Raw genomic sequence first — 25,303 nt, forward strand, 5'->3', positions numbered from 1 at the left:
TGCCGGGGGGTGGGGGGGGGGCGGGGTGCTCGGGGGGGGCGCCCAACAAACCACCCAAAACCCCCCCGCCGGCGCGATCTCGCAGGTGGGTCGGCTTTGGGCGGGTGTCTTTTGCTGTGGTGCTCGGAGATCTTCGGCGGGCTGGGTCGGGGAGCGCGTGTGGCGGGAGGTCCGCACCCGGCTCGCGGTGCCGGACAACCCCGTGGCCGAGGTGCGGCGGCTGGGCGGTCCGGTGGCGGCGTGCGCGGGCGAGCCGGGGTCGAAGACACAGGTCCAAGATACAAAAGCCGCCATAAGTGCCGAAAGGGACTTATGGCGGTGCGGCGCTTTGGTCCTTATATCCGATTTCATCGGGTTTTTGGTTGAAGTCCTGGTGAATTCCCGGGCGGGAGGTGGTCTCGACCCCTGTTTCTTCACGTTCCGCACGCATAATTCCGTCCCGGTAGTCCGAACGAGTGGCAGGAGTGTGCGCGTGCCGGGGTCTGTACGTGCCCGTTGGGTGGTGGGGGCCGCGGGTGTCGTGGTCGCCGCCGCTGCCGTGGGAATCGCCTTCGCGGTCTGGCCCGACGGGGCGTCCGCGCAGGATCCGGAGATCCAGATCTCCCGCTCCGCCTGTGGTCAGGGCTGGACGGACCCCAAGCCGGGTCCGCAAATCTTCAACCTTCACAACACTGGCGCCGTCACGTCGGAGGTCGATCTGATCGACCCGAAGACCGGCGTGATCTACGGCGAGGTCGAGGGTCTCGGCACCGGGACGACCAGGCCGATGTCGGTGACACTCGGTAATGGGCTGTACGCCTTCCGGTGCCTGCCGGAGGACTCGTCCGCGATCGTGGGCCCGACGACGACCGTCAGTGGCGGCGCCGAGCGCGGCCCGGGTGTCGCGGCGGTGACGCAGAACGACCTTCTGCAACCGCTCAAGGTCTACGAGGCCAAGGTGACGCAGGGGCTCGACACACTGGTCACCGACGTCGGCGCGCTCAAGGACGCCGTGCACCGCGGCGACCGCGGCGCCGCCGAGTCCACCTGGCTCACCGCGCACCTGACCTACGAGCGCCTCGGCGCCGCGTACGACGCCTTCGGCGACTCCGACGGCGCCATCAACGGCACGACCGCCGGCTTGCCCGGCGGCACCTCCGACCCGGACTTCACCGGCTTCCACCGCCTCGAGTACGGCCTCTGGCACAACGAGGACATGGGCTCGCTCGGCGGCGTCGTCGACCAGCTGTCCTCCGACGTGCAGGACCTGCGCACGGCCTTCCCCCAGAGCCAGGTCGACGCGAACGACCTCGGCCTGCGCGCCCACGAGATCGTGGAGAACGCCCTGCAGTTCGAGCTCACCGCCAAGACCGACTACGGCAGCGGCACCAACCTCGCCACCACGCGGGCGAACCTCGACGGCGTGCAGACCGTGCTCGACGTCCTGCGCCCGGTGCTCGCCCCGCGCTACCCCGCACTGTCCGGTGTGGACAGCTGGATGAAGCGGACCGAAACGACCCTCGACGGCGCCCGCAAGCCCGACGGTTCGTGGACGCCCGTGTCCGCGCTCACCGCGCCACAACGCCAGAAGATCAACGCCGACGTCAGCGAGCTCACCGAGCGGCTCGCCCCGATCGCGGCCATCGCCGAACCCAGGAGGGTTTCGTGACCGCCAAGCCCGCCCAGCCGGGGGAGTCCTCCCGCCGGACGTTCCTGCGCCGCACCGTCGTCGGTGCCGGCCTGACCGCCGCCGCGGGTGTGGGGGTCGGCTCGGTCGCCGCGAGCGCCGCCGACTCCGGCTCCGGTTCCGTCGCGTTCCACGGCGACCGCCAGGCCGCGATCGTGCGTCGGCCGCCCGCGCAGAGCGTGGTGGCGTCGTTCGACGTCGTGGCCGACAACAAGGCCGAGCTCACGGACCTGTTCAAGGAGATCACCGACCGGGCCCGCTTCCTCACCACCGGCGGCGCCCCCGCGGCGCTCGGCATCACCGCGCCGCCCGCCGACTCCGGCGTGCTGGGCCCGGTCGTGCCGGCGGGCAACCTCGGCGTGGTGCTCGGCGTCGGCTCGTCGCTGTTCGACGACCGCTACGGTCTCGCGGCGCTCAAGCCGAAGAAGCTCAAGCCGATGACGATGTTCCCCAACGACGCGCTCGACGCCGCGCAGTGCCACGGTGACCTGTCGCTCGTGCTCTCGGCGGACAACACCGACACCGTGCTGCACGCGCTGCGCGACATCGCCCGCGCCACCCGCGGCGGGATGCAGCTGCGCTGGAAGATCAACGGCTTCGCCTCGCAGCCGCGGCCTTCCGGCACTCCGCGCAACCTCATGGGCTTCAAGGACGGCATCTCGAACCCGACCGACGCCGAGTACGACAAGCTGGTCTGGCTCGGCGAGGGCAGCGGCGAGCCGGCGTGGACCAAGGGCGGCAGCTACCAGGTCGTGCGGCTGATCCGGATGCTCGTCGAGTTCTGGGACCGCGTGTCGCTGACCGAGCAGGAGAACATGTTCGGCCGCCGCCGCGACACCGGCGCGCCCCTCGACGGCGCCGACGAGCAGGACGTGCCGAAGTACGCCGACGACCCAGTCGGCACCGTCATCCCCCTCACGAGCCACATCCGCATGGCGAACCCTCGCAAGCCGGAGACGGATTCCAGCCGGATCCTGCGCCGCGCGGTCAACTACGACCGCGGCGTGGACACCAACGGCAACCTGAACATGGGCCTGATCTTCGCCTGCTACCAGCAGGACCTCGAGCGTCAGTTCGAGGCGGTCCAGAAGCGGCTCATCGACGAGCCGCTGGTCGATTACATCTCCCCGTTCGGTGGCGGCTACTTCCTGGCGCTGCCGGGGGTGACCGGTCCCGACGACCACTACGGACGGGCTTTGCTGGCCTGACCGTGTTCCCGCAGTTGCAGTTCCCACCACGAAGTCATCGAAATCAGGAGGATTCCCCAGTGGACAAAGGAATCGGCAGACGGCGTCGCCGTTCACGCGGGCTGATCGGCGCGGGTGCGCTCGCTTCGGCCGCCGTGTTGGCGATCGTCACCGGCTCCGCGGCGTCGACCGCAGACGCCCAGGCGCTGCACACGCTGCCGGCGTCGTGGCTGCCGACGCTCACCCCGATCAAGCACGTCGTGGTGATCTTCGGCGAGAACATCTCGTTCGACCACTACTTCGGCACCTACCCCAACGCGACCAACCAGGACGGCACGCCGTTCAAGGCCGCGAAGAACACCCCGAAGGTCAACGGCCTCGACAAGAAGCTGCTGAACAACAACCCCAACGCCTACGACCCGAAGCGCCTTTCCCCCGACCGGGCGCTGACCTGCGACCAGAACCACTCCTACGGTGCTGAGCAGGCCGCGTTCAACGGCGGCAAGATGGACAAGTTCGTCGAGAAGACCGAGACCGACAAGTGCACGGGGCAGCCGATCCTCTACGGCGCGCCGGGCCTGGTCATGGACTACTACGACGGCAACACTGTCACGGGCTTGTGGAACTACGCTCAGAACTACGCGATGAGCGACAACTCCTACAACACGAACTTCGGCCCGTCGACCCCCGGTGCGCTCAACCTGATCTCCGGCCAGACGGGCGGGGCGCAGGCGCTCACTTCGGTGACGCACCAGCCGACCACCGACTCCTACGCCGTCGTTTCCCCGGACAAGAACGGGATCGGCACGGTCATCAACGACCCTGACCCGGCGTACGACGACTGCTCGGACAAGAACCACACCGCCACCGAGAACCTCGCCTCGCTGCAGGGCAAGAACATCGGTGACATGCTGAACCAGCGCCACGTGACCTGGGGCTGGTTCCAGGGTGGCTTCAAGCCGACCGGCACCCAGAACGGGTTCGCGGTCTGCGGTGCGCAGCACAACAACGTCGGCGGCATCCCGGTGACGGACTACAGCCCGCACCACAACGCGTTCTCGTACTACAAGTCGACGTCGAACCCGCACCACCTGCCGCCGTCCTCGGTGCAGGCCATCGGTCAGACCGACCAGGCCAACCACCAGTACGACATCAGCGACTTCGACGCTTCTCTGAAGGCCGGCTCGATGCCCGCCGTGAGCTACCTCAAGGCCCCGGCCTACGAGGACGCCCACGCGGCCAACTCCGACCCGCTCGACGAGCAGCAGTTCGTGGTCAGCGAGATCAACAAGATCCAGCAGTCGCCGGAGTGGAAGTCCACCGCGATCGTCCTCGCCTACGACGACTCGGACGGCTGGTACGACCACCAGAAGTCCACGATCGTCAACGGGTCGAACGACGCCGCGCAGGACCAGTCGGTCTGCACCGGCACCAAGACCAAGCTGGGCACGACCGCGGACCGCTGCGGTTACGGCCCGCGTCTGCCGCTGCAGGTCATCTCGCCCTACAGCAAGGTGAACTTCGTCGACCACACCCGCACCGACCAGACCTCGGTGCTGCAGTTCGTGGAGGACAACTGGTTCACCGGTCGCGTCGGCGGTTCGTCGTTCGACTCCCGTGCCGGCGGGCTGTGGAACATGTTCAACTTCTGGTACCCGCAGGCGGGCAAGCTGCCGCTGGACCCGAAGACGGGTGCGGCCGTCAAGAACGGGCACCACTGAACACCGCGTAGTACCCAGTAACACCAGCAGTACCCAGCACCACTCCGAAGGCCACCGGGTTCGTCGAATCCGGTGGCCTTCGGCCGTTTCCGGGCTCGCCTGCTGTGGGCGACGAGACAGCGGGCGGCGGTAGCGAATCAGGTAACCAACTGGTTGGATAGTACATGGAGGTAGAAATCATGTCCGGTCCGTTCGTTTTCATCGCCACCAACAGCGTGGTCCCCGGCAGGTTCGACGCCGAGAAGGACCGCGCGCCCGGCTGGGCCCGGTTCGTCGAGGACCATGAGCCGCGGCTGATCGCGTTCCACGAGTACGCGAACGCCGACGGCACCGAGGTCGAATTCGTGCAGATCCACCCGGACACCGACTCGTTCGAGCACCACATGCGCGTGCTCACCGAGCACGCCGACCCGGCGTTCCGGGAGAACCTCACGGCCACCACGAACATCCGCGTCCACGGCACGCCCACCGAGGCGATCTTGACGATGCTGCGTGACCTGGCCGGCGCGGGTGTGCCGATCACCGTCTTCCCGCACCACCTGGGCGGCTTCACGCGCGCCTGAGCACATTTTCGCGGCGATTTTCCGGCAGGGGGCAACAGTTCGGAAATGCCCCTTGCGCTCGGACGGCCGCACTGGTCCAATCCCCGCCATGGCCACGTGGACCGAAACGCCGCGACTGCGGCTGCGCCGGTTCACGCCCGCCGATGCGGGCGTGCTCGCGGATCTCCACGGTGATCCCGGGGTGATGCGCTTCGTCGACGACGGCAGTCCGGTGTCCCGTGAAGTCGTCGAGGGCATGACACTTCCGGGTTTCCTCGCGGAATACCGGGATCTGCCCGCGGGACTCGGGTGTTTCGCCGCCGTGAATTCGGAGACGGACCAATTCGCCGGGTGGTTCTCGGTGCGGCCGGCGACGAGCCGTGGACTCGGGGGAGGCGGTATCGAAGTCGGCTACCGCCTGCTGCCCGCGGTGTGGGGGCGCGGGTTCGCGACGGAAGGGCTGCAAGCGGTGCTTCGCAAGGCATTCGCGGAACTCGGTGTCGAGCGGGTCGTCGCGACGACGATGACGGTCAACACCCGTTCCCGTCGCGTGCTCGAGAAGGCGGGGCTCAAGCTCGTGCGCACCTTCTTCCTCGAGTGGCCGGAATACCTGGAAGGCGCGGAACACGGCGATGTCGAGTACGCGCTGTCCAGAGAGGAATGGGTGTCCAGCACCGCGCGACATTAGTCGACACGATAGGGTTCCCCCAGGCACGTCCTGTAGAAGGTGAAGGAACGACGAACCATGGCGCAGAAGGTTCACGTCGAGATGGTGGACGACATCGACGGCAGCATTGCCGATCAGACCGTCCCCTTCAGCCTCGACGGTGTGAGTTACGAGATCGATCTGTCCGAAGACAACGCCGCCGCGCTTCGTGATGAGCTCGCGCGCTACGTCACCGCTTCCCGCCGCGTCGGGGGCCGCAAGGTGCGCATGGCCGCCGGGCAGGCGCCGCGGGCGACGTCGTCCGCCGCCGATCGGGAGCGCAACCGCCTCATGCGGGAGTGGGCCGAGGCCAACGGCTTCAAGGTGTCCGACCGGGGCCGGCTCCCCGCGGAGATCGTGAGGGCCTTCGAAGAGCGTGAAGAAGAGATCGACGAGGTCGAAGAGGCTCCCGCCAAGCCGGCCCGCAAGCGTGCGCCGCGCAAGAAGGCGAACGCCTGAGCCGAGCTTTCCGTGAAAGGGGTCCGTCACCGCGGTGACGGACCCCTTTCGGCGTTTGCTGGGATGCTTCGCCCGCCACGGCGGAATCACCGGGCGGTGTAGCAGTGATGACACGCGACGACCGTGGTGATGGCCACACGACGGCGGCGCCACGCGCGGGGTAGGGTAGCCAAGCCTAAATGTCCTGTGAGTGAAGGTAACCGACTGTGGCCGAGAGAGCCCGCCCGAGAACACTCTCGCTGACGGCGGGGCTCGTGGTGCTCCTGGTGGCGCTCGTGCTCGCCGCCGCGCTGAGCATCGCCGTCGGATCGCGCGGGTTGTCGTTCGGCACCGTCCTCGACTCCTTGTTCCACTACGACGCCTCGAATCCCGATCACCTCGTGGTACACGAGCTGCGCCTGCCGCGCACGCTCGTGGGCGTGCTGGCGGGTGTCGCGCTGGGACTGTCCGGCGCCGTGATCCAAGGTGCCACGCGCAATCCGCTCGCCGACCCGGGCCTGCTGGGCGTGAACGCGGGCGCCGCGCTGTTCGTGGTGCTCGGCATCAGCACGCTCGGTATCACCACCGTCACCGGTTACGTCTGGTTCGGCTTCGCCGGTGCGGCTGCCGCCGCAGTGGTCGTCTACGGGATCAGCGCGCTCGGGCGAGTCGGCGCCACACCGGTGAAACTGGCGCTCGCGGGCGCCGCGGTGACGGCGGCGCTGCAATCGGTGACGAGCGGGCTGCTGCTCACCGACACCACCACGTTCGACCAGTTCCGCTTCTGGCAGGTCGGGTCGCTGACCGGGCGCGACGCATCGACGATCACGCAGGCCGTGCCGTTCATCGTGGTCGGCGTGGTGCTCGCGCTGGTGTCCGCGCGGATGCTCAACGCGCTGGCGCTGGGTGAGGACGTCGCCCGCGCGCTCGGGCAGAACGTCGCCGTGGCGCGGGCGATCTGCGCGCTCGCCGTGGTCGTCCTCTGTGGATCGGCGACGGCCATCGCCGGCCCGATCGCCTTCGTGGGGCTGACCGTGCCGCACGTCGCGCGGCTGATCACCGGGCCCGACCACCGGTGGCTCCTGCCGTACTCCGCTTTGCTGGCGCCGTTGCTGCTGCTCGTGGCCGACGTGATCGGCCGCGTGATCGCGCGCCCGGCCGAGGTGCAGGTGGGCATCGTGACCGCCGTGATCGGCGCGCCCGTGTTCATCGTGCTGGTGCGGCGCCGGAAGCTGGTGAAGGTGTGAACCCGCCGCAGGCGCTCCCCGACGCGCTGAAGGCGGTCTCGGCCGCCCGTCGCCAGGGCGCGGCGCGGGTGTGGCTCGTGTCGATCGTGCTCTTCGTGCTGCTGGTCGGAGTTTTCGCGCTGTCCCTGGCCGTCGGTGACTTCGACGTCCCCTTGGGACAGCTGCCCGGCATCCTCTTCGGCGACGGCACGGGCGGCGGCGCCTACGTCGTCACGCAGCTGCGGCTGCCGCGTGCCGTGGCGGCTGTGCTGGTGGGTGTCGCGTTCGGACTCGGCGGCGCGCTTTTCCAGCGCCTGCTGCGCAATCCGCTCGCCAGCCCCGATGTGATCGGCGTGACGCAGGGTGCCAGCGCCGCCGCGGTGATCTGCCTGGTCCTGTTCGGGGTGTCCGGTCCGGTGCTCTCGGCCGCCGCGTTCGTCGGCGCGCTGCTCACCGGCGTGATCATCTACGTGCTCTCGCGCCGCGGCGGCGTGAACGGCTACCGCCTCGTGCTCATCGGCGTCGGAGTCGGCGCGGTGCTCGCCAGCATCGTGTCGTACCTGATGACCTGGGCCGACGTGACGCTGGCGCAGCAGGCCCTGGTGTGGCTCACCGGAAACCTCAACGGCGCGAGCTGGGACAAGGTGGTGCCGCTCGCGATCGCCCTCGTGGTGCTCGGGCCGGCCGCGCTGTTGCTCAGCCGCGCGCTCACCGGCCTGCAGCTGGGTGACGACACCGCGGCCGGGCTCGGCCTGCGCGTGGAACGCATGCGCCTGCTGCTGCTCCTCGTCGCCACCGCGCTCGCCGCGTTCGCCACGGCGGCGGCCGGGCCCGTGAGTTTCGTGGCGTTCGTGGCGAACCCCGTGGCGACGCGGCTCGTGGGCGGCGCCCGCGTCGGCCTCGTCGCGCCCGCCCTCACCGGCGCGCTCGTGACGTTGCTCGGCGACTTCGTCGCGCAGCACCTGCTCGGCACGCAGCTGCCGGTCGGTGTCGTGACCGGGGCCGTCGGCGCGCCGTACCTGCTGTACCTCCTCGCCACGGCGAACCGGGCCGGCCGAGTCTGAGAGAGAAGGCGCGTGAAACCGACGACACCCACCCTGCACACCGAAGGTCTCGAGCTCGGCTACGGGCCCGTGACCGTGGTGAAGGACCTCTCGGTGCGCATCCCCGAGGGCAAGGTCACCATGATCGTGGGGACCAACGCGTGCGGTAAGTCGACGCTGCTGCGCGGCCTGGCGCGCCTGCTCGCGCCCTCGGCCGGTGCGGTGTTCCTCGACGGCGAGCGCATTTCCTCCTTGCGCAGCAAGGACGTCGCCCGGGTGCTCGGTCTGCTGCCGCAGTCGCCGACGGCGCCGGAGGGCATCACGGTCGCCGACCTCGTCGGCCGCGGCCGCTACCCGCACCAGGGCGTGTTCCGCCGCTGGAACGACGAGGACGACGACGCCGTGGCGCGCGCGATGCTGGCCACCGACACCGTGGAGCTGGCCGGCCGGCCCGTCGACGAGCTGTCGGGCGGGCAGCGCCAACGCGTGTGGATCGCGATGGCGCTCGCGCAGCGCACGCCGTTGCTGCTGCTCGACGAGCCCACCACGTTCCTCGACATCAGCCACCAGGTCGAGGTGCTCGACCTGCTCGCGGACCTCAACCACAACGACGGCACCACCGTCGTGATCGTGCTGCACGACCTCAACCTCGCGGCCCGCTACGGCGACCACCTCATCGCCATGAAAAACGGGTCGATCGCCGCAGAGGGAGCTCCCGGCGACATCCTCACCGCCGAGCTCGTCGAGGACGTGTTCGGCATGCCCTGCCGGATCATCGCCGATCCCGTGTCCGGCACCCCCATGGTCGTCCCGATCGGCCGCCACCGCGCCGGTATTCCCACCACACAGCCCTAGGAAGGAACACCCCACGATGGCCAGATGGACCAAGGTCCTCGGCGTCCTCGCCGCCGCCACGCTCCTGGGCGCGTGCAGCCAGCCCGCCAACACGACCACTTCGGGCGTCGGGGACAAGGATGTCGCCACCGGCGGCCGCCTGTTCTCCACGGCCGACTCCGAGACCGCCAAGCTGAAGGCCGACGTCGGCCCCGGCGTCTTCCCGCGCACGGTCACCCACGCGCTGGGCCAGACGAAGATCGAGAAAGCGCCCACCCGCGTGGTCGTGCTCGACAGCGGTGAGCTCGACGACGTGCTGGCGCTGGGAGTCACGCCCGTCGGTATGGCCACGACCGCCGGCCAGACCGGCGTGCCGAGCTACCTCGCCGACCGAGTCAAGGGCATCCCGACCGTCGGTGACGTCAGCAACCTCAACCTCGAGAAGATCGCTTCGCTGCAGCCGGACCTGATCCTCGGCAGCAAGCTGCGCGCCAACGACCTGTACCCGCAGCTGTCGAAGATCGCGCCGACGGTGTTCAGCATCCGCCCGGGCTTCCCGTGGAAGGAGAACCTGCTGCTGATCGGCGCGGCGCTGGGCCAGGAGAACAAGGCCGTGGCGGCGCTCAACGCGTACCAGAAGAAGGCCGACGAGGTGAAGGCCGGGATCAAGGGCAACCCCAAGATCTCGTTGCTGCGCTTCCACTCCACGGGCATCCGGATCTACGGTGACCTGTCGTTCATCGGCGTGATCTTCAAGGATGTCGGCCTGCAGCGGCCGGACAACCAGCACATCAACGAGCTGGCCAAGCAGATCTCGCGCGAGCGCATCGACGAGGCCAACGGCGACTGGATTTTCTACTCCAGCTACGGCGCGGGGCCGAACGCGGACGAGAAGGCCGTGACGAGCAGCGGGCTGTGGGCCGGCCTGAGCGCCGTGAAGTCGCAGCACGCCATCCGTGTCTCCGACGAGGTGTGGTTCCTCGGGCTCGGCCCGATCGGCGCCGACCACGTGCTCGACGACCTGAAGAAGTACCTCGGCTGACCGCTTCTCCGCTGTGGCACCGAGCAGGCCTCCCCGGGTGATCCCGGGAAGGCCTGTCCGATTGTGGCGTCAGGCGCCGCAGTAGATCGTCTTGAACTGCTGATAGTTGCCCAGCGCCTCCGGGCCCAGCTCACGGCCGATGCCGCCGGCCTTCACGCCGCCGAACGGCGCGACGGGGTCGGGCAGGTAGGTGTTCACGCCGATCGTGCCCGTCTCGACGCGCCGGGCCACGGCATGCCGCGGTCGGCGTCGGTGGTCCGAAGATCTCCTCGCGCGAGATCGTGGCGGAGTTGTCCACGTCGGCGAAGATCGGCGGGATCTCACCGATCCGCTGCTGGCGGGGCGCGGCATCGCGGCCGTGGCGGCGCGCTGGGGGATCACGGACCAGCCGTGGCTTTCGCGGGCGTTCCGGGCGGAGTACGGGTGACGCCCTCGGGGCTTCGGCGGCGGATGACCGGGTCTTAGCGGCCCAGTCGCGCGTCGAGGTCGATCTTGCCGCCCACCGCGTCGAGGATCGCGCGCAGCGCCGTCTTCTCCTGCAGCGTCCGGCCGTGCTGGTCGGCGTGCGCGCGCATGAGGTTGCCGATGTGGCGCTCGGGGTTGCTCCAGTTCGGCCAGCGGCGGCGCGCGATCGTGGCCAGCTCGGCGAAGTCGGGGGTTTCCGGGGTGGTCGCGTCGAGCAGCCAGTTGAGGTAGGTGCGCAGCACGGCGACCGGGAAGCTGCCGGGGTGGCTGAGCGCGCCGTGGCCGGGCACGAACGTGCGGACGGTCGGGAAAGTCTTGTCCAGCCAGTAAAGCGCGTCGAGCCAGCCGGGGATCGAGCCGTGCAGCGCCATCGGCGTGGAGCCGACGGAGAGCAAGTCGCCCGTGAACAGCGTGCCGGTCTTGGGCTCGAACGCCACCAGATCGCCGTCGGTGTGCGCGACGCCGGGGAACGGCACGACCTCCACGACCACCCCGCCGAGGTCGACCTCGCGCGGCGTGGTGACGGCGTGCACCGCCTCGGGTTCGGGCGCTTCGAGCGTGCCCCAGTTCTTGCAGTCGAACGTGTCCTCGTACCGCTGCGGCCCCGCCCGCACCGCGGACACGGCCGACTCGGCGGCGAGGATGCGCCCGCCATTGCGCAACGCCACGCCGGCGCCGTTGTGGTGCGCGCCGTGGGCGTGGGTGAGCACGAGCGTGAGCGGCATTTCGACGGTCGAGTACTTGCGGACGTCGGAGACCAGGTCGAGCGTGTCCCGCTCAGTGCCGCACGTGTCGACCAGCATCACGCCGGACCGGCCGCGGATCCAGCCGCAGTTGGACACGAGCCAGTCGGTCGGGCTGCGGACGTAGGCGACCACGCTCGGGTCGGAGTACCTGAGCGGCACGATGTTTCGCCTGATGGCGGGCATGGGGTCCCCCTCGTGGGCTGCGCCGCCGTGATCCCGGACCACTGCATGGTAGTGGATCACTGGCCCTCTGAATGGTATAGACCAGGTGGGCGTATGTCAGCAGGCTGCGAGCCCACCGTGTGCTACGTCGCACAGCCCGGGCCGATTCCTCCCTACGCCGACGGGCAGACCATACCTCCGGTTCGAACTTCCCTCAGGTCGGCGACTTATGGTGACGGTGTGGTCACTTCTCGTGAGGACGTCCCCGCCTCTCGGCGCCGAGGTGGTGCCGCCGAGCGGGCAGGCGCACCAGGCGATGGACTTCGACCCGGACCAGTTCGTGGGTGCGGTCCAGAACTTTGGTACTGCTTCCGGCGCTTGACTCGCCTTTGTCAGCTTCGTGCGTTGACTCCTCGGTGACCAGCCGCCTACAGTCCGTTCAATCTGTTGAACCCCGTCTGTGAATGACGAGGTGTGTCGTGCGGCGCTGGTTGCCCGTGGTGTTGGCCGTGGCTCTGAGTTTGGCGTTCACGCCGGCGGTTTCGAGCGCCGCGAAGGACGCGGGGCGGGTGCAGACGGACCTCGACGCGGGGTGGCGGTTCGTGCGGGCCGATGTGCCCGGAGCGGAGAAGCCCGGGTTCGCCGACGGGTCGTGGGAGCGCACGAGTGTGCCGCACACGTGGAACGCGCTCGACGGACAGGACGGCGGCGGCAACTACTACCGGGGCGCCGGCTGGTACCGCAAGCACGTCACGCCGCCGCGAACCGTGCAGGGCAAGCGGTTGTGGCTGCAGTTCGACGGCGTGAACACCGTCGCCGACGTGTGGGTCAACGGGGTGCACCTCGGGCAGCACCGCGGGGGTTACGCGACGTTCCGCTTCGACGCCACCGACGCCCTGAAACCCGGGCGCGACAACGTGATCGCGGTGCGCGTGGACAACTTGGCGCAGGCCGATGTCGCCCCGCTCAGCGCGGACTACACGTTCTTCGGCGGCATCTACCGCGACGTCTCGCTGGTGGCCGTCGACCCGCTCGCCGTGCGGATGGACGATTTCGGCGGCTCGGGCTTCTATCTCACGCCGCGCGAGGTGACGGCGGAGGCGGCGAACGTCGACGTGGTCACCAAGGTGCGCAACAGTTCCGGCGCCGGCCGCGAGGCATCCGTGCGCACGACCGTGGCCGACGCCCGGGGTCACGTCGTCGCGCAGGCCACGTCGGAGCCGCAGCAGCTCACCGGTGACGCCGACATCAAGCAGCAGCTGGGTATCGCCAAGCCCCACCTCTGGCAAGGCAAAGCCGACCCGTACCTCTACCACGCGACCGTCGACGTGCTCGACGCGCGCACCGGTCGCGTCACCGACACCGTGAGTCAACCGCTGGGGCTCCGGGAATCCACAGTGGACTCCGACGAGGGATTCTTCCTCAACGGACAGCACGTCGCCCTCCACGGCGTCAACGCGCACCAGGACCGCCTCGACGAAGGCTGGGCCGTGGCCGACCGGCAGCGTGACCAGGACTTCGACCTCATGGACGAGATGGGCGTCAACGCGCTGCGCACCGCGCACTACCAGCAGTCGCAGCACGTCTACGACCTCGCCGATCAGCGCGGGTACGTGGTGTGGGCGGAGATCCCGCTGGTCAACGGCATCACCGACAGCGCCGCGTTCCGCGCCAACGCCACCCGGCAGATGTCCGAGCTCATCCGCCAGAACTACAACCACCCGTCCATCGCGTTCTGGGGCATCGGCAACGAGCAGGCCAAGAACGACGACGTCACCAACGGCATCCTCCAAAGCCTCGCCGACCAGGTGAAGGCCGAGGACCCGGCGCGGCTTTCCGTGTACGCCAACCACAAGGGCGGGCAGGACGCCGTCTCCGGCCACGCGGACCTCGCGGCCTACAACAAGTACTACGGCTGGTACGACCTGTCCGCGCCCGGCCCCGGCCCGTGGACCGACCAGCTGCACGCGGCCGACCCCGCGCGCAAGATCGCGATCAGCGAGTACGGCGCCGGCGGCAGCATCTACGACCACGTCGAGAACTCCACGGTGAAGCCGCCCGTGATCCCGTCGCGCGTGCACCCCGAGGAGTACGAGACCTTCGTGCACGAGAACTCGTGGAAGCAGATCGAAACGCGGCCCTACCTGTGGGGCACGTTCGTGTGGAACATGTTCGACTTCGCCTCCGACGGCCGCACCGAAGGCGACACCCTGGGCCGCAACGACAAGGGCCTGGTCACCTACGACCGGCAGGTCCGCAAGGACGCGTTCTACTGGTACAAGGCCAACTGGACCACCACGCCGTTCGTCTACCTGACCAGCCGCCGCTGGACCGACCGCACGACCGCGGCCACCACGGTGAAGGCGTACGGCAACGGCGTGGACACGGTTTCGCTCACCCTGAACGGAAAGCCGGTCGGCACGCCCGCCGCGTCACCCGATCACATCTACACCTGGCCGGTCACCCTCGAGCCCGGCAAGAACGTCGTGAAGGTGACCGGAGTCCGCAAGGGACACTCCTACACGGACACCGTCACCTGGACGCTGGCGCAGTAGCAGGGCGGAAATCCGTGCGGTAGCGGCTGGGCGCGACACCGACGTGGCGGGTGAAGTGCTGCCGGAACGACACCGGTGAGCCGAACCCGCAACAGCCCGCGATCTCGGCGACGGGCAGGTCGGAGCTTTCCAGCAGCTGCTGCGCCCGGGCGATGCGCTGGTCCAGCAGCCAGCGCACGGGCGTGGTGCCCGTCTCGGCCACGAACCGCCTCGCGAACGTGCGCTCGGACATCGACGCCCAGCCCGCCAGCTCCGCGACCGTGAGCGGCCGCCGCAGTTCCCGCAACGCGCGTTCCCGCACGGCGGCCAGCGGTTCCTCGTCGCGCGGCGGCGTGGGCACCGTGATGAACTGCGCCTGCCCGCCCGAGCGGAACGGCGCCGTGACCATGGCCCGCGCGATTCCCGCCGCGACGTCCGCGCCCTGCGTGATCCGCACGAGGTGCAGGCACAGGTCGATGCCGGCAGCGACACCCGCCGACGTCCACACGCCGTCGCCGCCCGCGTACAGCACGCCGGGGTCGACCCGCGCGGACGGATGCCGCCGCGCGAGCTCGGTCGTGAAGCGCCAGTGCGTGGCGGCCGGTCGCCCGTCCAGCAACCCGGCCGCACCCAGCACGAACGCGCCCAGGCATAGCCCCGCCACCTGCGCCCCGGCCCGATGGGCGGCGCGCAACGCGGCCAGCAGCTCCGGCGCGGGCTCGGCATCGACGTTCGCCAGGCCCGGAACCACGACGACGTCCGCCGTGCGCAACCAGGCGAACGTCCGCTCGGGCTTCAGCACGGCCCCGCCGGCCAGCTCCACCGGCTCCTTCGTGGCCGCGCACCGGCGCAGCTCCGCCCCGGGCCCGCTGCGCGCACCCCACACCTCGTCGACCACCGCCGTGTCGAACAGCCGGGCCCCGTCGAACAGCACCAGCGCGATCTTCTGCACGGCTCCACAGTAGCTGGCAGGATCTCATCGATGAACGACTTCACTGCCACTCACTGCTCGCCGGCGCGCCGGGGCAGGATGGCGGCATGACCACTTTCTCGCTGCGCCACCTGGGCGGACCGACGTCATTGATCACCTACGGCGGGGTGCGGTTCCTGACCGACCCGACGTTCGACCAGCCGGGCGAGTACCCGGTCGGCAACCGCGTGCTCGTGAAGACGACCGGGCCGGTGGCGAGTCCCGCCGAGGTCGGCGCCGTGGACGCCGTGCTGCTGTCGCACGACCAGCACGCGGACAACCTCGACCGCGGCGGGCGCGAGTACCTGGCGACGGCGCCGCTCACCCTCACGACGACGTCGGGCGCCGAGCGGCTCGGCGGCACGGCGCGGGCGCTGCCGAACTGGACACACGCGGACGTCGGGGGAGTGCGGGTGACCGGACTGCCGGCTTTGCACGGGCCGGAAGGCGCCGAGGCCAAGGTCGGTGAGGTCACGGGGTTCCTGCTGTCGAAAGACGGCCTGCCGACCGTCTACGTCAGTGGTGACAACGCCTCGCTCGACCGTGTCCGCGAAATCGCCGGCCGCTTCGGGCCCGTGCCCATCGCCGTCCTCTTCGCCGGTGCCGCGCGCACGCCGCTCATCGACGCCTACCTGACCCTTGAGTCCACGGCCGCCGCCGAAGCCGCGGAGATCCTGGGCGCCGAAGACGTGGTGCCGCTGCACCCCGAGGGCTGGGGACACTTCACGCAGGGACCGGAAACGCTGGCGGAAGCCTTTGCCGCCGCCGGCAAGCCGCGGCTGCACCTGCTGGAGCCAGGCGCTGAGGTCACCCTCGGCTGAACGTCGATCGCGCGAGGGCGACCGCACCCAGCGCGACCGCCTTGGCGCCGCCCCGGGCCAGCCGCACCTCCACCGGAGAGCCCGACAGCAGGGGGTGCTCGGTCAGCGCCTCCTGCATCGGCTTCTCCAGCAGCGCCCACGAGTTCGTCACGGAGCCGCCGATCACGGCCGTCGCGATGCCGAGCAGGCCGCACGCGTGCGTGATCGCCTCGCCGAGGAAGCGCCCGGCGTCGGTGAACACCGCCGACGCGGCCTCGTCGCCGTCGAGGGCGGCGGCCGCGACGGACTCGGCAGGCAGGGAAACCCCCGTCGCCTCCGTGTAGCGGCGGGCCAGGGACCGGCCGGACGCGTAGGCCTCCAGGTGACCGGTCTGCCCGCAGGTGCACGGCGCCGGTCCGTAGGTGCCGACGTGGCCGATCTCGCCGGCGCCCGTGCCGCCGCCGTGCAGCAGGGTGCCGTCCACGTACAGCGCGCCGCCGACACCCGTGCCCAGCGCGACGCCGAGCACGTGCCGGTCCGTTGTGGACAGCTCGCCCAGCAGGAACGCGTTCACGTCGTTCTCCGTCACCACCGGCACGCCGCCCAGCCGGGCGGACAGCCCGGCGTTGACGGCCGTGCCTGCCCAGCCCGTGAACGAGTCGCCGGTGACCACGATCGTCCCGGTCTCCGGCTCCACCACGCCGGCCGCGCCGACGCCGACCCCCGCCAGTTCGCCGGGCGCCAGCGACAACACCAACGCGGCCGCCCGGTCCAGGATCGCCGCACCGCCCAGGTGCGCTCCCGAATCCGCCGACGCCGACGCCACCTCCCGGCCGTCGGCATCGCACACGACCACGAGCGTTTTCGACCCGCCGATGTCGACCCCGGCCCACACTTCGCTCACGCCGCGGGATCCACGTCCGCCAGCGCGTCCCGACGGCTCCGCTGCACCGCGGGGTCCGGCACGGGCGAGGACAGCAGCAACGCCTGCGTGTACGCGTGCGACGGCTCGCGCAGCACCCGCGCGGCCGGCCCCTGCTCCACCAGCCGGCCCCCGCGCAGCACGCCGACGCGGTCGCACAGGCTGTCGACCACGGCGAGGTCGTGGCTCACGAACAGACAGCCGAACCCGAACTCCTCGTGCAGCCGCTTGAACACGTCCAGCACCACGGCCTGCACGGACACATCGAGCGCGCTCGTCGGCTCGTCCGCGATCAGCAGCTTCGGCCCCAGCACGAGCGCCCGCGCGAGGCTGACGCGCTGCCGCTGCCCGCCGGACAGCTCGTGGCCGTAGCGCTCCATCAGCGACTCCGGCAGCTCCACGGCGTCGAGCAGCTCGCGCACGCGCCGTCGCCGCTCGGACCGGCCGGCCGAGGTGTGCATGACCAGCGGCTCGGCCACGGTCTGGGCCACCGTCATCCGCGGGTCCAGCGAAGACGCCGGGTCCTGGAACACCGCCCCGATCTGTCGCCGCACCGCCCGCGCCGAGCGTCCGGTACCGCGTGGCAGCGGCCCGCCGAGCACCTCGACCCGGCCCGACTTCGGCGTGACCAGGCCCAGCGCGCAGTTACCCAGCGTCGTCTTGCCCGAGCCCGACTCCCCGACCAGCCCCACGATCTCGCCCGGCCTGACGTTCAGCGACACCGAGTCCACGGCCCGCTTCCCGCCGTACTCCACCACGATGTCCGTCAATGCCAGCACCGGCTTCTCCGGCGCCGCAGCGGCTTCGGCATGCTCGCCCGTGCCCAACCGTGGCACGGCAGCCAGCAGCTCACGCGTGTACGCGGCCTGCGGCGAGGAGAACAGCTCGGCAGTCGGAGCCTCTTCCACCAGCCGTCCCGACCGCAGCACGAGCACGCGGTCGGCGACGTCCGCCACCACGCCCATGTTGTGCGTGATCAGCAGCGTCGCCGTACCTTCCGTCGAACGGGTGTCCCTGAGCAAGTCCAGGATCTGCTGCTGAACGGTGACGTCCAACGCGGTGGTCGGCTCGTCCGCGATGATCAGCTTGGGCCGTGCGGCCAGCGCGATCGCGATCATCACGCGCTGGCGCAACCCACCCGAAAGCTCGTGCGGGTACTGCTTCAGCCGCGCCTCGGGCTCTGGTACCCCGACGCGTTCCAGCAGCTCCACACACCGCGGGTGATAGTGCTTGTGCCGCCGCTTCCGGGGATCGTGGTTGCGGATCGCCTCCGCGAGCTGAAAACCGATGCGCAGCAAGGGGTTCAGCGCCGTCATCGGCTCCTGGAACACTATGCCCGCGCCCTGCCCGCGCAGCTTCCGCAGCTCCTCGCCCCGCAGCTCCAGCACGTTGTGCCCGGCCAGCTCGATCGCCCCGGACACCGAGGCCGACTCGGGCAGCAGCCCCAGCACCGCGAGCGCGGCCGTGCTCTTGCCCGAGCCGGATTCGCCGACCACCGCCACGATCTCACCCGGCTCGACCGTCAGCGACAGCCCGTCGACGGCCGGGTCACCGTCCCCGTAGGACACCCGCAGGCTACGGATGTCGAGCACCGGCTCGCTCATCGCCGTCCCTTCACCGCGAACGCGTCGCGCAGTCCGTCGCCCAGGAAGTTGATCGCGCACACCACGAGCACGATCGCGATGCCCGGCGGCAGGATCAGCCACCACGCGCCGTCGAACGTGTAGGTGATGCCCTTCGACAGCATCGCGCCCCAGTCGGTGTCCGGCGCGGGCACGCCGAGGCCGAGGAAGCTCACGTACGCCACCAGCAGGATGGCATCCGCGATCTGGAACGTCGCGTTCACCACCACCGTGCCGATGGCGTTGGGGATCACGTGCCGGAACACCACGCGCGTGCGGCTCGCGCCGAGGACCGTGATCGCGCGGATGTAGTCGCGTTCGCGCAGGGTCACCGTCTCCGCGCGCATCAGCCGCGCCGGCACCAGCCACGACACACAGCCGATGATCAGCGCCAGCACCCCGACGCTCGGGGTGACCAACGTGGCCGCCACCAGCAGCAGGAACAGCGCGGGAATCGCGACGCCGGTGTCGACCACGCGCATGAGCACCGTGTCGAGCCAGCCGCCGGTATAGCCGGCGAGCGCGCCCCACACCGCGCCGATCGCGGTCGCGATGAGCCCGGCCAGCACGCCGATGATCAGCGACGTCCGCCCGGCCACCATCAGCCGGCCGAGCACGTCGTAGCCGAGGTCGTCGGTGCCCAGCGGATGGCCGCTGCCGGGCCCGAGCCGCGCGGCCGCGAGATCGGTGTGCGACTGGTCCGTGCCGTAGAGCAGCGGCCCGAAGAAGCAGAACAGGATCACCGCCAGCAGCAGGATCACGCCGACGAGCGCCGTGCGCCGCGCGAACACTCGCGAAAGGACGGTCACGACCGCACCCCCTTCACCCGCACGCGCGGATCGATCACGAGCTGCACGACGTCCGCGAGCAGCGAGCCGATCACGGTCGCCACGGCGATCACCAGCACCACCCCGAGCAGTACGGGGAAGTCGGCGTTGCGCGCGGCCGTCCAGAACAGCAGGCCGACGCCGGGATAGTTGAACATCGACTCCACCACCAGCGAACCGCTGAACACCACCGGCACGTAGTAGCCGAGCATCGAGACCACGGACGTCAGCGAGTTCGGCCACACGTGCCGCCAGATGATCGTGCGCTCCGGCGTGCCCTTCGCGCGGGCGGTGCGCACGTAGTCCTCGGCGAGGTTGTCCAGAGTGGACGCTCGCATGTACCGGCTGAACGCGGCCAGCGCCGCCCCCATGCCCGCCACCACCGGCAGCACCAGCGAGCCGGGTTGCGAGAGCAGCTCACCGATCGTCTCGCCCTGCGCGGCCTGCGCCGGGAACAACGGGAGCACCTGCGCGAACACGATTATCAGCACCAGCGAGAGGAAGAACACCGGTGTCGCGTAGAGCAGGAACGTCACGCCGGTGGTCACGTGGTCCGCGGCCTTGCCGCGCCGCACCGCCTGCCACACGCCCACCGGCAGCGCCACCACGATCGCGAGCAGCGTCGAGATCGCGGTGAGCAGCAGCGTTTTCGGCACGCGCTGTTCCAGCAGCGTCGAGACGGGGGAGTTCTGCGTGTACGAGTCGCCGAGGTCGCCGTGCAGCAGGCGCACCAGGTACTCCCAGTACTGCACGGGAAGCGGCTGGTCGAAGCCCTGGGCCTTGTTGAACGCGTCGATCTGCTCCTGCGTGGCCTTCACGCCGAGCACACCACGCGCCGGACCACCGGGCAGCAGATGCAGCAGCACGAACGTGACCACGGTGACCAGCAGCACCACGACCACGGCCAGCACGAGCCGCTTGAGGAGGTAGCGGGTCATGTCCTCACCTCGTCCAGTACCAGCGTTGCGGCTGCAGCCCGGCCAGCGGATCCTGGTTCACCCCGCGCAGCGCGGTGTCGATCGCCGACACCTGGTACGGCGGGTTGGGCAGCCAGAGCACGGGCAGCTGCTCGGCCAGGTAGGCGCTGTAGTCGAGCATCGGCTGATCGCCCGTGGCCAGGTTGGTCGCGGTGATCAGCTCGTCGGCGTGCTTGTCGGTGTAGCTGCCGAAGTTCGTGCCCGCGTCGGTGGCGAACAGGTCCTCGCCGCTGGGGTTGGCGGGGAAGTACCAGCTGCCTTGCGTGCCGAAGTACGACAGCTGCCACGAGCACGACGGCTCTTCCGGCTTGCACGCCGTGCCGTTGGCCAGCACGGTGTTCAGCGGCTGCGCGTTGATCTTCAGCTCCACGCCGATCTTCGACAGCTCCGAGCGCAGCTCCTGTATCGTCCCGTCGGTCTCGTCGGAGCCCGACTCGGTCAGCATCGTGAGCGACAGCCGTGTGCCGGCGTTGACACCTTCGCCGCACTGCGCGGGTCCGTTGCCGGGCGCCGCGCACTCGAGGATGCCGTCGGAGCCGGGTTTCCAGCCGTGGCGGGTGAGCAGCTCGCGTGCCGCGTCGAGGTCGAACGGGTACGGGTTGGTCTTCTGCCGCGCCGACAGGTACTTCACGTCGTTGTCCTGCGGCACGGGGCCGTAGTCCACGCGGGCCGTGCCGCGCCAGATCACCGACGTGATGCTGTCCTGGTCCACGGCGTGCTGCAGGGCCTGGCGCACGTACAGCTGCTTGAACGCGGCGCCCAGCTGCGGGTTGTTGAAGTTGAACGGCGAGTACGTGATCGACCAGCCGTTCCACGGTTCGATCCGGTAACCCTGCGCCTCGAGTTTCGGGCTTTGGCCGAGGTTCGTCGTCGGCACGTAGCCGTAATCGACGCCACCGGCGCGCAGCACGTTGTACTCGGCCGAGGAGCTCGTGAACGTCAGGAACTGCACGGTGTCGAGCTTCGCCGCGTCCGGCCCGGTGTACTTCGGGTTCTTGTTCAGCGTCACCTGGCCCGCCGCGGTGAACCCACCGAGCGTGAACGGCCCGTTCACGACCTTCCACAGTGGATTCGCCGAGTACGTGCCGAGCTGCTTCGCCTGCCCCACCAGGAAGTCGAACACCTGCTTGGCGCCGGCCGGGTCGCGGTCGAAGTCGCCGACCGGGCCGCCCGCGCTCGTGCGGTCCCACGCCTTCTGTGGCATCGGCACCACCAGGCTGAGCTGGTTGGCCGTGAACCAGTCGGCGTTGTAGGGCTTGTCGAGGGTGAGCGTGAACGTGTGGTCGTCCACCGCGTGGAAGGCCTTGATGTTGTCGGGCATCAGGCCTTCGGAGTACTTGCCCCAGTTGTCCTTGCCCGCGCGCACCAGGTTGAACCAGAACTCGACGTCGCGGCTGGTCAGCGGCGTGCCGTCGGACCAGGTCAGCGGCTTGAGCGTGATCGTCACGGTCAAGCCGTCGGCCGAGTAGCCCGGCGGGTTCGCGGCGCTGGAGGGATCGTCGAGCGTGACCGAGCCCGAGCTGCCGTCGTAGTTGTACAGCGGCACGTACAACTCGTTGCGGACGACGCCGTTGTAGCTCGCGCCGTAGCCGGGGATCGAGATCGGCAAAATCCAGTTCGGGGTCGCCGACGGGGGCAGCGCGAACCGCGCGCTGCCGCCGGTCACCGGCTTGCCCGCGCCACCGCCATGCTGCTCGCGGCTCGTCGCGCAGCCGGAGAGCGCCAGCGCGGCGGCGAGCGTGACCCCGAGCGCGGCGCGCCACCGGTGTCGAGCCATCCGCATCACTTCCAACATCCTTGGTGTAAGTCGATGTCGAGGGACTGGGCGTGTTCTTGGTTGCCGTGTAATGTCGCATGCGCGTTGGAAATTGCCAAGAGGTGATTTCGGGGGCAAGTTTCCGGACAGTTACATCAGACATGAAGTAAGTAGGTGACGGCCGTGGCCCAGGATCCCGCCGGTCTGCTGCGGCTGCTCTGGCTCGTCGCCCACGAGCACGCCGTCTCGCGAATGGACCTCGCGCGCGTGCTCGGTCTGCCGCAGTCGACGGTGTCCGTCCGGACGCAGGCGCTGATCTCCGCCGGGGTTCTCGTCGAGTCCGGCGAGGGCAGCTCGGCGGGCGGGCGGCGGCCGAAGCTGTTGTCCGTCAACGCGGGGTTCGGCCACGTCTGGGCCGCCGACGTCGGTTCGCGGCACGTGCGCATCGGCGCGCTCGACATCGCGGGCAACCTGCTGCACGTGGCCGAGCGGCCGCTGGACATCAACCGCGAACCGATGCAGGTCGTCGCGGCTTTCGCCGACACCGCGCGGGAAGTCGCGGCCGAGGCGCGGTGCCCGGGCCGGCAACTCGGCATCGGCGTCGCGTTCCCCGGACCGGTCGACGTCGGCGCGGGCACGATCACGCTGCCCTCGCGCATGCCGGGCTGGCGCGGGTTCGCGGTGCGCGACGCATTGCGCGAGCACTTCGACCTGCCCGTGGCGGTGGACAACGACGCGAACCTGCAGGCGCTGGGCGAATCCGTCGCCGGGGCGCCCGGGCGCACGCTGCTCGTGGTGAAGGCGGGCACGGGCATCGGCTCGGGCCTCGTCGTCACCGGCCGGCTCTACCGTGGCCGTGCCGGCGTCGCGGGCGACATCAGCCACGTGCGCGTGCCCGCGGCCGGAGATCGTCCGTGTACCTGCGGAAACCGTGGCTGCCTGGAGACGGTGGCCAGCGGTGCGGCCCTCGTCGCGCAGCTGCGCGAGCAGGGGGTCGACGTGAACAGCACCGCGCAGGTGATGGCGACGGCGGAGGACGGGCACCCCGACGCGACCACGGCCGTGCGGCGCGCGGGCCTGCAGCTCGGCGAGGTGCTGGCCACGGTAGTGAACTTCGGCAACCCCGACGAAGTGCTGCTCGGCGGCGCACTGTCGGGTTCGGAGGCGTTCGTGGCCGCCGTGCGCGGCGCGCTCTACGAACGCTGTCTTCCCCTGGCCACCAGGGAACTGCGCATCGATCGGGTGCGCTTCGGCCCGGACGCCGGGCTCTACGGCGCGGGCGCGCTGGTGCTGGACGAGGTCTTCGACGAAGCGATACGGAGCAGACGATGACGAAGGTGCGGATCGGGATCACGGGGATCGCCATCGAGTCGAGTACGTTCTCCCCGCACCGCTCGACCGTGGCCGACTTCCACGTGACCCGGGGCGACGAACTGCTGGCCCGCTACCCGTTCCTGCGCGATGACCGTCCTTCGTGGACGGACGACGTCGAATGGGTGCCACTCGTGCACGCCCGTTCGCTGCCCGGTGGCGCGGTGACGGAGGAGGCGTACGCGGAGCTGTCGGGGGAGATCCTGGAGCGGGTGCGCGCGGCGGAGCAGCTCGACGGGCTGTTCTTCGACATCCACGGCGCGATGAGTGTGGTCGGCCGGACGGACGTCGAAGCCGCGCTGGCCGAGGAGATCCGCTCGATCCTCGGGCCTTCAGTGCTCATCTCGGCGTCGATGGACCTGCACGGCAACGTTTCGCGTGAACTGGCCGCGGCGCTGGACCTGATCACCTGCTATCGCAAGGCGCCGCACATCGACGCGTGGGACACGCGCGAGCGCGCGGCCCGCAACCTCGCCGCTCGCCTGCGGCACGGGGCCAAGCCGAAGAAGGCGTGGGTGCAGGTGCCGGTGCTGCTGCCCGGCGAGAAGACCAGTACCCGCCTCGAACCCGCGAAGAGCGTCTACGCGGCGGTCGACGAGGTCGAAGCGCTCGACGGGGTGCTCGACGCCGCCATCTGGGTCGGCTACGCCTGGGCCGACGAACCACGCTGCCAAGCGGCCGTGGTCGTGTCCGGCGACGATGAAGACGTGCTCCTGCAGCAGGCCGAACGGCTTGCCAAGTCCTATTGGGACGCCCGCCGCGACTTCGCCTTCGTCGCCCCGACAGGGACCCTGGCCGAATGTCTGGAGCAAGCCGTCGCGTCGACCGCGCGGCCGTTCTTCGTCAGCGACTCCGGCGACAACCCGACCGCCGGTGGCGCCGGCGACACCTCCTGGAGCCTCGACGTCCTCCTGCGCACTCCGGCCATTGTGGACTCCGAGCTGACCGCGCTGTACGCCGCGATCGTGGACCCGGAAGCCGTCGCGGCGGCGGTATCGGCCGGCGTGGGTGCCACGGTTTCCGTGGAACTGGGCGGAAAGGTCGATTCCGGCCCGCACGGCCCGGTGCCGGTGACCGCGCGCGTCGAGGCGATCGACACCGAAGACCCGGTCGCGGGCACGGCCGTGGTGTTCGCCGTCGGCGGCCTGCGCGTGATCGTCACCGCACTGCGCAAGCCGTACCACCTGGAGTCCGACTTCCTCGCCCTCGGCCTGCGCCCGCGTGAAGCCGACGTGGTGATCGTGAAAATCGGTTACCTGGAACCGGAGCTGTACGACATGGCCGCCGACTGGCTGCTCGCCCTCACGCCCGGGGGCGTCGACCAAGACCTGCTGCGCCTCGGGCACGCCGGGATCGAGCGGCCGATGTTCCCCTTCGACGCGGAGATGGCGGGCCCGAAGCTGTTGCCCGAGCTGCTCTGAGCGCCACGGCCGTCAACGCGCCGAAGGCCAGGTGGTCAAGCCACTGCGCCCCGCGCGGCAACGCCCGGATCGCCGCGTTGTGCCGCCCGACGATCTCCAGGTCCAGCACCGCGATGGCCGCTCCCGCGGCCACCCCGTCGGCGACCGAGAGCGGCCGGCGGCGGTCCACGTAGGCGAGCGCGGCCGTCCAGCCTGCGGACACGAGCCCGTGGACGAGGGCGCCGCGGACCAGTCCGGCCTTGCCGCCGGGCGCCAGCGTGCCTGCCGCGCGCGTCGCCGCCAGCGGATCACCACGCGTGATCACTGCGTGCAGGGTCGACGGCAG

General features: G+C 70.1%; 22 protein-coding genes. 14 read left to right on the top strand and 8 right to left on the bottom strand.

The features are described 5' to 3' along the window. The first annotated feature begins 472 nt into the window (after nt 1-472). The 10 genes from AB0383_RS26385 (at nt 473) to AB0383_RS26430 (ending at nt 10,405) form a co-directional block, all read left to right on the top strand. Complete coding sequence (locus tag AB0383_RS26385) at nt 473-1,648, top strand: EfeM/EfeO family lipoprotein (protein ID WP_364184491.1); 1,176 nt, start codon at nt 473-475, stop codon at nt 1,646-1,648. Next, nucleotides 1,645-2,874 (top strand): Dyp-type peroxidase, encoded by a 1,230-nt coding sequence (locus AB0383_RS26390; protein ID WP_366188788.1) that lies wholly within the window; start codon nt 1,645-1,647, stop codon nt 2,872-2,874. The genes AB0383_RS26385 and AB0383_RS26390 overlap by 4 nt, the downstream gene beginning before the upstream one ends. A gap of 59 nt (nt 2,875-2,933) precedes the next feature. Continuing rightward, complete coding sequence (locus AB0383_RS26395) at nt 2,934-4,574, top strand: alkaline phosphatase family protein (protein WP_366188789.1); 1,641 nt, start codon at nt 2,934-2,936, stop codon at nt 4,572-4,574. 179 nt (nt 4,575-4,753) lie between these two features. Then, nucleotides 4,754-5,137 (top strand): hypothetical protein, encoded by a 384-nt coding sequence (locus tag AB0383_RS26400; RefSeq protein WP_364184500.1) that lies wholly within the window; start codon nt 4,754-4,756, stop codon nt 5,135-5,137. Between the two features lie 88 nt (nt 5,138-5,225). Next, nucleotides 5,226-5,804, top strand: a complete 579-nt coding sequence (locus tag AB0383_RS26405; RefSeq protein WP_366188790.1) for a GNAT family N-acetyltransferase — start codon at nt 5,226-5,228, stop codon at nt 5,802-5,804. Nucleotides 5,805-5,861: 57 nt separating this feature from the next. Further along, entirely contained in the window at nt 5,862-6,281 is a 420-nt protein-coding gene (locus AB0383_RS26410; RefSeq protein ID WP_364184505.1) for an Lsr2 family protein, read from the top strand. A 206-nt stretch (nt 6,282-6,487) separates the two neighbouring features. Beyond that, entirely contained in the window at nt 6,488-7,507 is a 1,020-nt protein-coding gene (locus tag AB0383_RS26415; RefSeq protein WP_364184507.1) for an iron chelate uptake ABC transporter family permease subunit, read from the top strand. Beyond that, entirely contained in the window at nt 7,504-8,550 is a 1,047-nt protein-coding gene (locus AB0383_RS26420; RefSeq protein WP_255638390.1) for an iron chelate uptake ABC transporter family permease subunit, read from the top strand. The genes AB0383_RS26415 and AB0383_RS26420 overlap by 4 nt, the downstream gene beginning before the upstream one ends. A gap of 33 nt (nt 8,551-8,583) precedes the next feature. Then, nucleotides 8,584-9,384, top strand: coding sequence for an ABC transporter ATP-binding protein (locus AB0383_RS26425; RefSeq protein WP_364184611.1), 801 nt, complete (start codon nt 8,584-8,586; stop codon nt 9,382-9,384). A gap of 16 nt (nt 9,385-9,400) precedes the next feature. After that, nucleotides 9,401-10,405 carry an iron-siderophore ABC transporter substrate-binding protein gene (locus AB0383_RS26430; RefSeq protein ID WP_364184510.1) on the top strand — a complete coding sequence of 335 codons (1,005 nt, stop codon included), beginning with the start codon at nt 9,401-9,403 and terminating at the stop codon, nt 10,403-10,405. Between the two features lie 69 nt (nt 10,406-10,474). Here AB0383_RS26430 and AB0383_RS26435 read toward each other — a convergent pair whose 3' ends face one another. Both AB0383_RS26435 and AB0383_RS26440 read right to left on the bottom strand, forming a co-directional pair. Beyond that, nucleotides 10,475-10,636 (bottom strand): aldehyde dehydrogenase family protein, encoded by a 162-nt coding sequence (locus tag AB0383_RS26435; RefSeq protein WP_364184512.1) that lies wholly within the window; start codon nt 10,634-10,636, stop codon nt 10,475-10,477. Nucleotides 10,637-10,866: 230 nt separating this feature from the next. After that, entirely contained in the window at nt 10,867-11,799 is a 933-nt protein-coding gene (locus AB0383_RS26440; RefSeq protein ID WP_364184515.1) for an MBL fold metallo-hydrolase, read from the bottom strand. Nucleotides 11,800-12,287: 488 nt separating this feature from the next. On the opposite strand from AB0383_RS26440, the gene AB0383_RS26445 reads away from it, so the two are divergent. Beyond that, nucleotides 12,288-14,333, top strand: coding sequence for a glycoside hydrolase family 2 TIM barrel-domain containing protein (locus tag AB0383_RS26445; protein WP_366188791.1), 2,046 nt, complete (start codon nt 12,288-12,290; stop codon nt 14,331-14,333). On the opposite strand, the gene AB0383_RS26450 is transcribed toward AB0383_RS26445, so the two are convergent. Continuing rightward, nucleotides 14,311-15,264, bottom strand: a complete 954-nt coding sequence (locus AB0383_RS26450; protein ID WP_364184521.1) for a helix-turn-helix domain-containing protein — start codon at nt 15,262-15,264, stop codon at nt 14,311-14,313. The genes AB0383_RS26445 and AB0383_RS26450 overlap by 23 nt on opposite strands. 86 nt (nt 15,265-15,350) lie before the next feature. Here AB0383_RS26450 and AB0383_RS26455 point away from each other — a divergent pair, with 86 nt between their 5' ends. Then, on the top strand, nt 15,351-16,103 hold the full coding sequence (locus tag AB0383_RS26455; protein WP_366188792.1) for an MBL fold metallo-hydrolase: 753 nt from the start codon (nt 15,351-15,353) through the stop codon (nt 16,101-16,103). Here the strand turns inward: AB0383_RS26455 and AB0383_RS26460 are convergent. From AB0383_RS26460 to AB0383_RS26480, 5 genes are read right to left on the bottom strand one after another with little or no spacing between them, the layout of a single operon-like run. After that, nucleotides 16,090-16,986, bottom strand: a complete 897-nt coding sequence (locus tag AB0383_RS26460) for an ROK family protein (RefSeq protein ID WP_364184526.1) — start codon at nt 16,984-16,986, stop codon at nt 16,090-16,092. The two genes, AB0383_RS26455 and AB0383_RS26460, sit on opposite strands and share 14 nt — an antisense overlap. Beyond that, complete coding sequence (locus AB0383_RS26465; protein ID WP_366188793.1) at nt 16,983-18,608, bottom strand: ABC transporter ATP-binding protein; 1,626 nt, start codon at nt 18,606-18,608, stop codon at nt 16,983-16,985. Before AB0383_RS26465 ends, AB0383_RS26460 begins: the two co-directional genes overlap by 4 nt. Beyond that, on the bottom strand, nt 18,605-19,435 hold the full coding sequence (locus AB0383_RS26470) for an ABC transporter permease (protein ID WP_366188794.1): 831 nt from the start codon (nt 19,433-19,435) through the stop codon (nt 18,605-18,607). The genes AB0383_RS26465 and AB0383_RS26470 overlap by 4 nt, the downstream gene beginning before the upstream one ends. Next, nucleotides 19,432-20,391, bottom strand: a complete 960-nt coding sequence (locus tag AB0383_RS26475) for an ABC transporter permease (RefSeq protein WP_364184533.1) — start codon at nt 20,389-20,391, stop codon at nt 19,432-19,434. Before AB0383_RS26475 ends, AB0383_RS26470 begins: the two co-directional genes overlap by 4 nt. A 4-nt stretch (nt 20,392-20,395) precedes the next feature. Then, complete coding sequence (locus tag AB0383_RS26480; RefSeq protein WP_366188795.1) at nt 20,396-22,207, bottom strand: peptide ABC transporter substrate-binding protein; 1,812 nt, start codon at nt 22,205-22,207, stop codon at nt 20,396-20,398. 162 nt (nt 22,208-22,369) lie between these two features. On the opposite strand from AB0383_RS26480, the gene AB0383_RS26485 reads away from it, so the two are divergent. Together AB0383_RS26485 and AB0383_RS26490 are read left to right on the top strand one after the other, a co-directional pair. Further along, the gene (locus tag AB0383_RS26485; protein ID WP_366188796.1) at nt 22,370-23,518 is read left to right on the top strand and encodes an ROK family protein; all 1,149 of its coding nucleotides are present in this window, start codon (nt 22,370-22,372) and stop codon (nt 23,516-23,518) included. Further along, nucleotides 23,515-24,978, top strand: a complete 1,464-nt coding sequence (locus tag AB0383_RS26490; RefSeq protein ID WP_366188797.1) for a M81 family metallopeptidase — start codon at nt 23,515-23,517, stop codon at nt 24,976-24,978. The genes AB0383_RS26485 and AB0383_RS26490 overlap by 4 nt, the downstream gene beginning before the upstream one ends. Nucleotides 24,979-25,303 lie beyond the last annotated feature (325 nt).

The sequence above is a fragment of the Amycolatopsis sp. NPDC051373 genome (assembly GCF_040689465.1).
Classification (GTDB): Bacteria; Actinomycetota; Actinomycetes; order Mycobacteriales; family Pseudonocardiaceae; genus Amycolatopsis.

What these genes read in the sequence shown, in the direction of transcription:
- AB0383_RS26400 (WP_364184500.1), top strand. Translation starts at nt 4,754, where the DNA reads ATGTCCGGTCCGTTCGTTTTCATCGCCACCAACAGCGTGGTCCCCGGC.
- AB0383_RS26405 (WP_366188790.1), top strand. Translation starts at nt 5,226, where the DNA reads ATGGCCACGTGGACCGAAACGCCGCGACTGCGGCTGCGCCGGTTCACG.
- AB0383_RS26410 (WP_364184505.1), top strand. Translation starts at nt 5,862, where the DNA reads ATGGCGCAGAAGGTTCACGTCGAGATGGTGGACGACATCGACGGCAGC.
- AB0383_RS26430 (WP_364184510.1), top strand. Translation starts at nt 9,401, where the DNA reads ATGGCCAGATGGACCAAGGTCCTCGGCGTCCTCGCCGCCGCCACGCTC.
- AB0383_RS26440 (WP_364184515.1), bottom strand. Translation starts at nt 11,799, where the DNA reads ATGCCCGCCATCAGGCGAAACATCGTGCCGCTCAGGTACTCCGACCCG.
- AB0383_RS26455 (WP_366188792.1), top strand. Translation starts at nt 15,351, where the DNA reads ATGACCACTTTCTCGCTGCGCCACCTGGGCGGACCGACGTCATTGATC.
- AB0383_RS26465 (WP_366188793.1), bottom strand. Translation starts at nt 18,608, where the DNA reads ATGAGCGAGCCGGTGCTCGACATCCGTAGCCTGCGGGTGTCCTACGGG.
- AB0383_RS26475 (WP_364184533.1), bottom strand. Translation starts at nt 20,391, where the DNA reads ATGACCCGCTACCTCCTCAAGCGGCTCGTGCTGGCCGTGGTCGTGGTG.
- AB0383_RS26480 (WP_366188795.1), bottom strand. Translation starts at nt 22,207, where the DNA reads ATGGCTCGACACCGGTGGCGCGCCGCGCTCGGGGTCACGCTCGCCGCC.
- AB0383_RS26490 (WP_366188797.1), top strand. Translation starts at nt 23,515, where the DNA reads ATGACGAAGGTGCGGATCGGGATCACGGGGATCGCCATCGAGTCGAGT.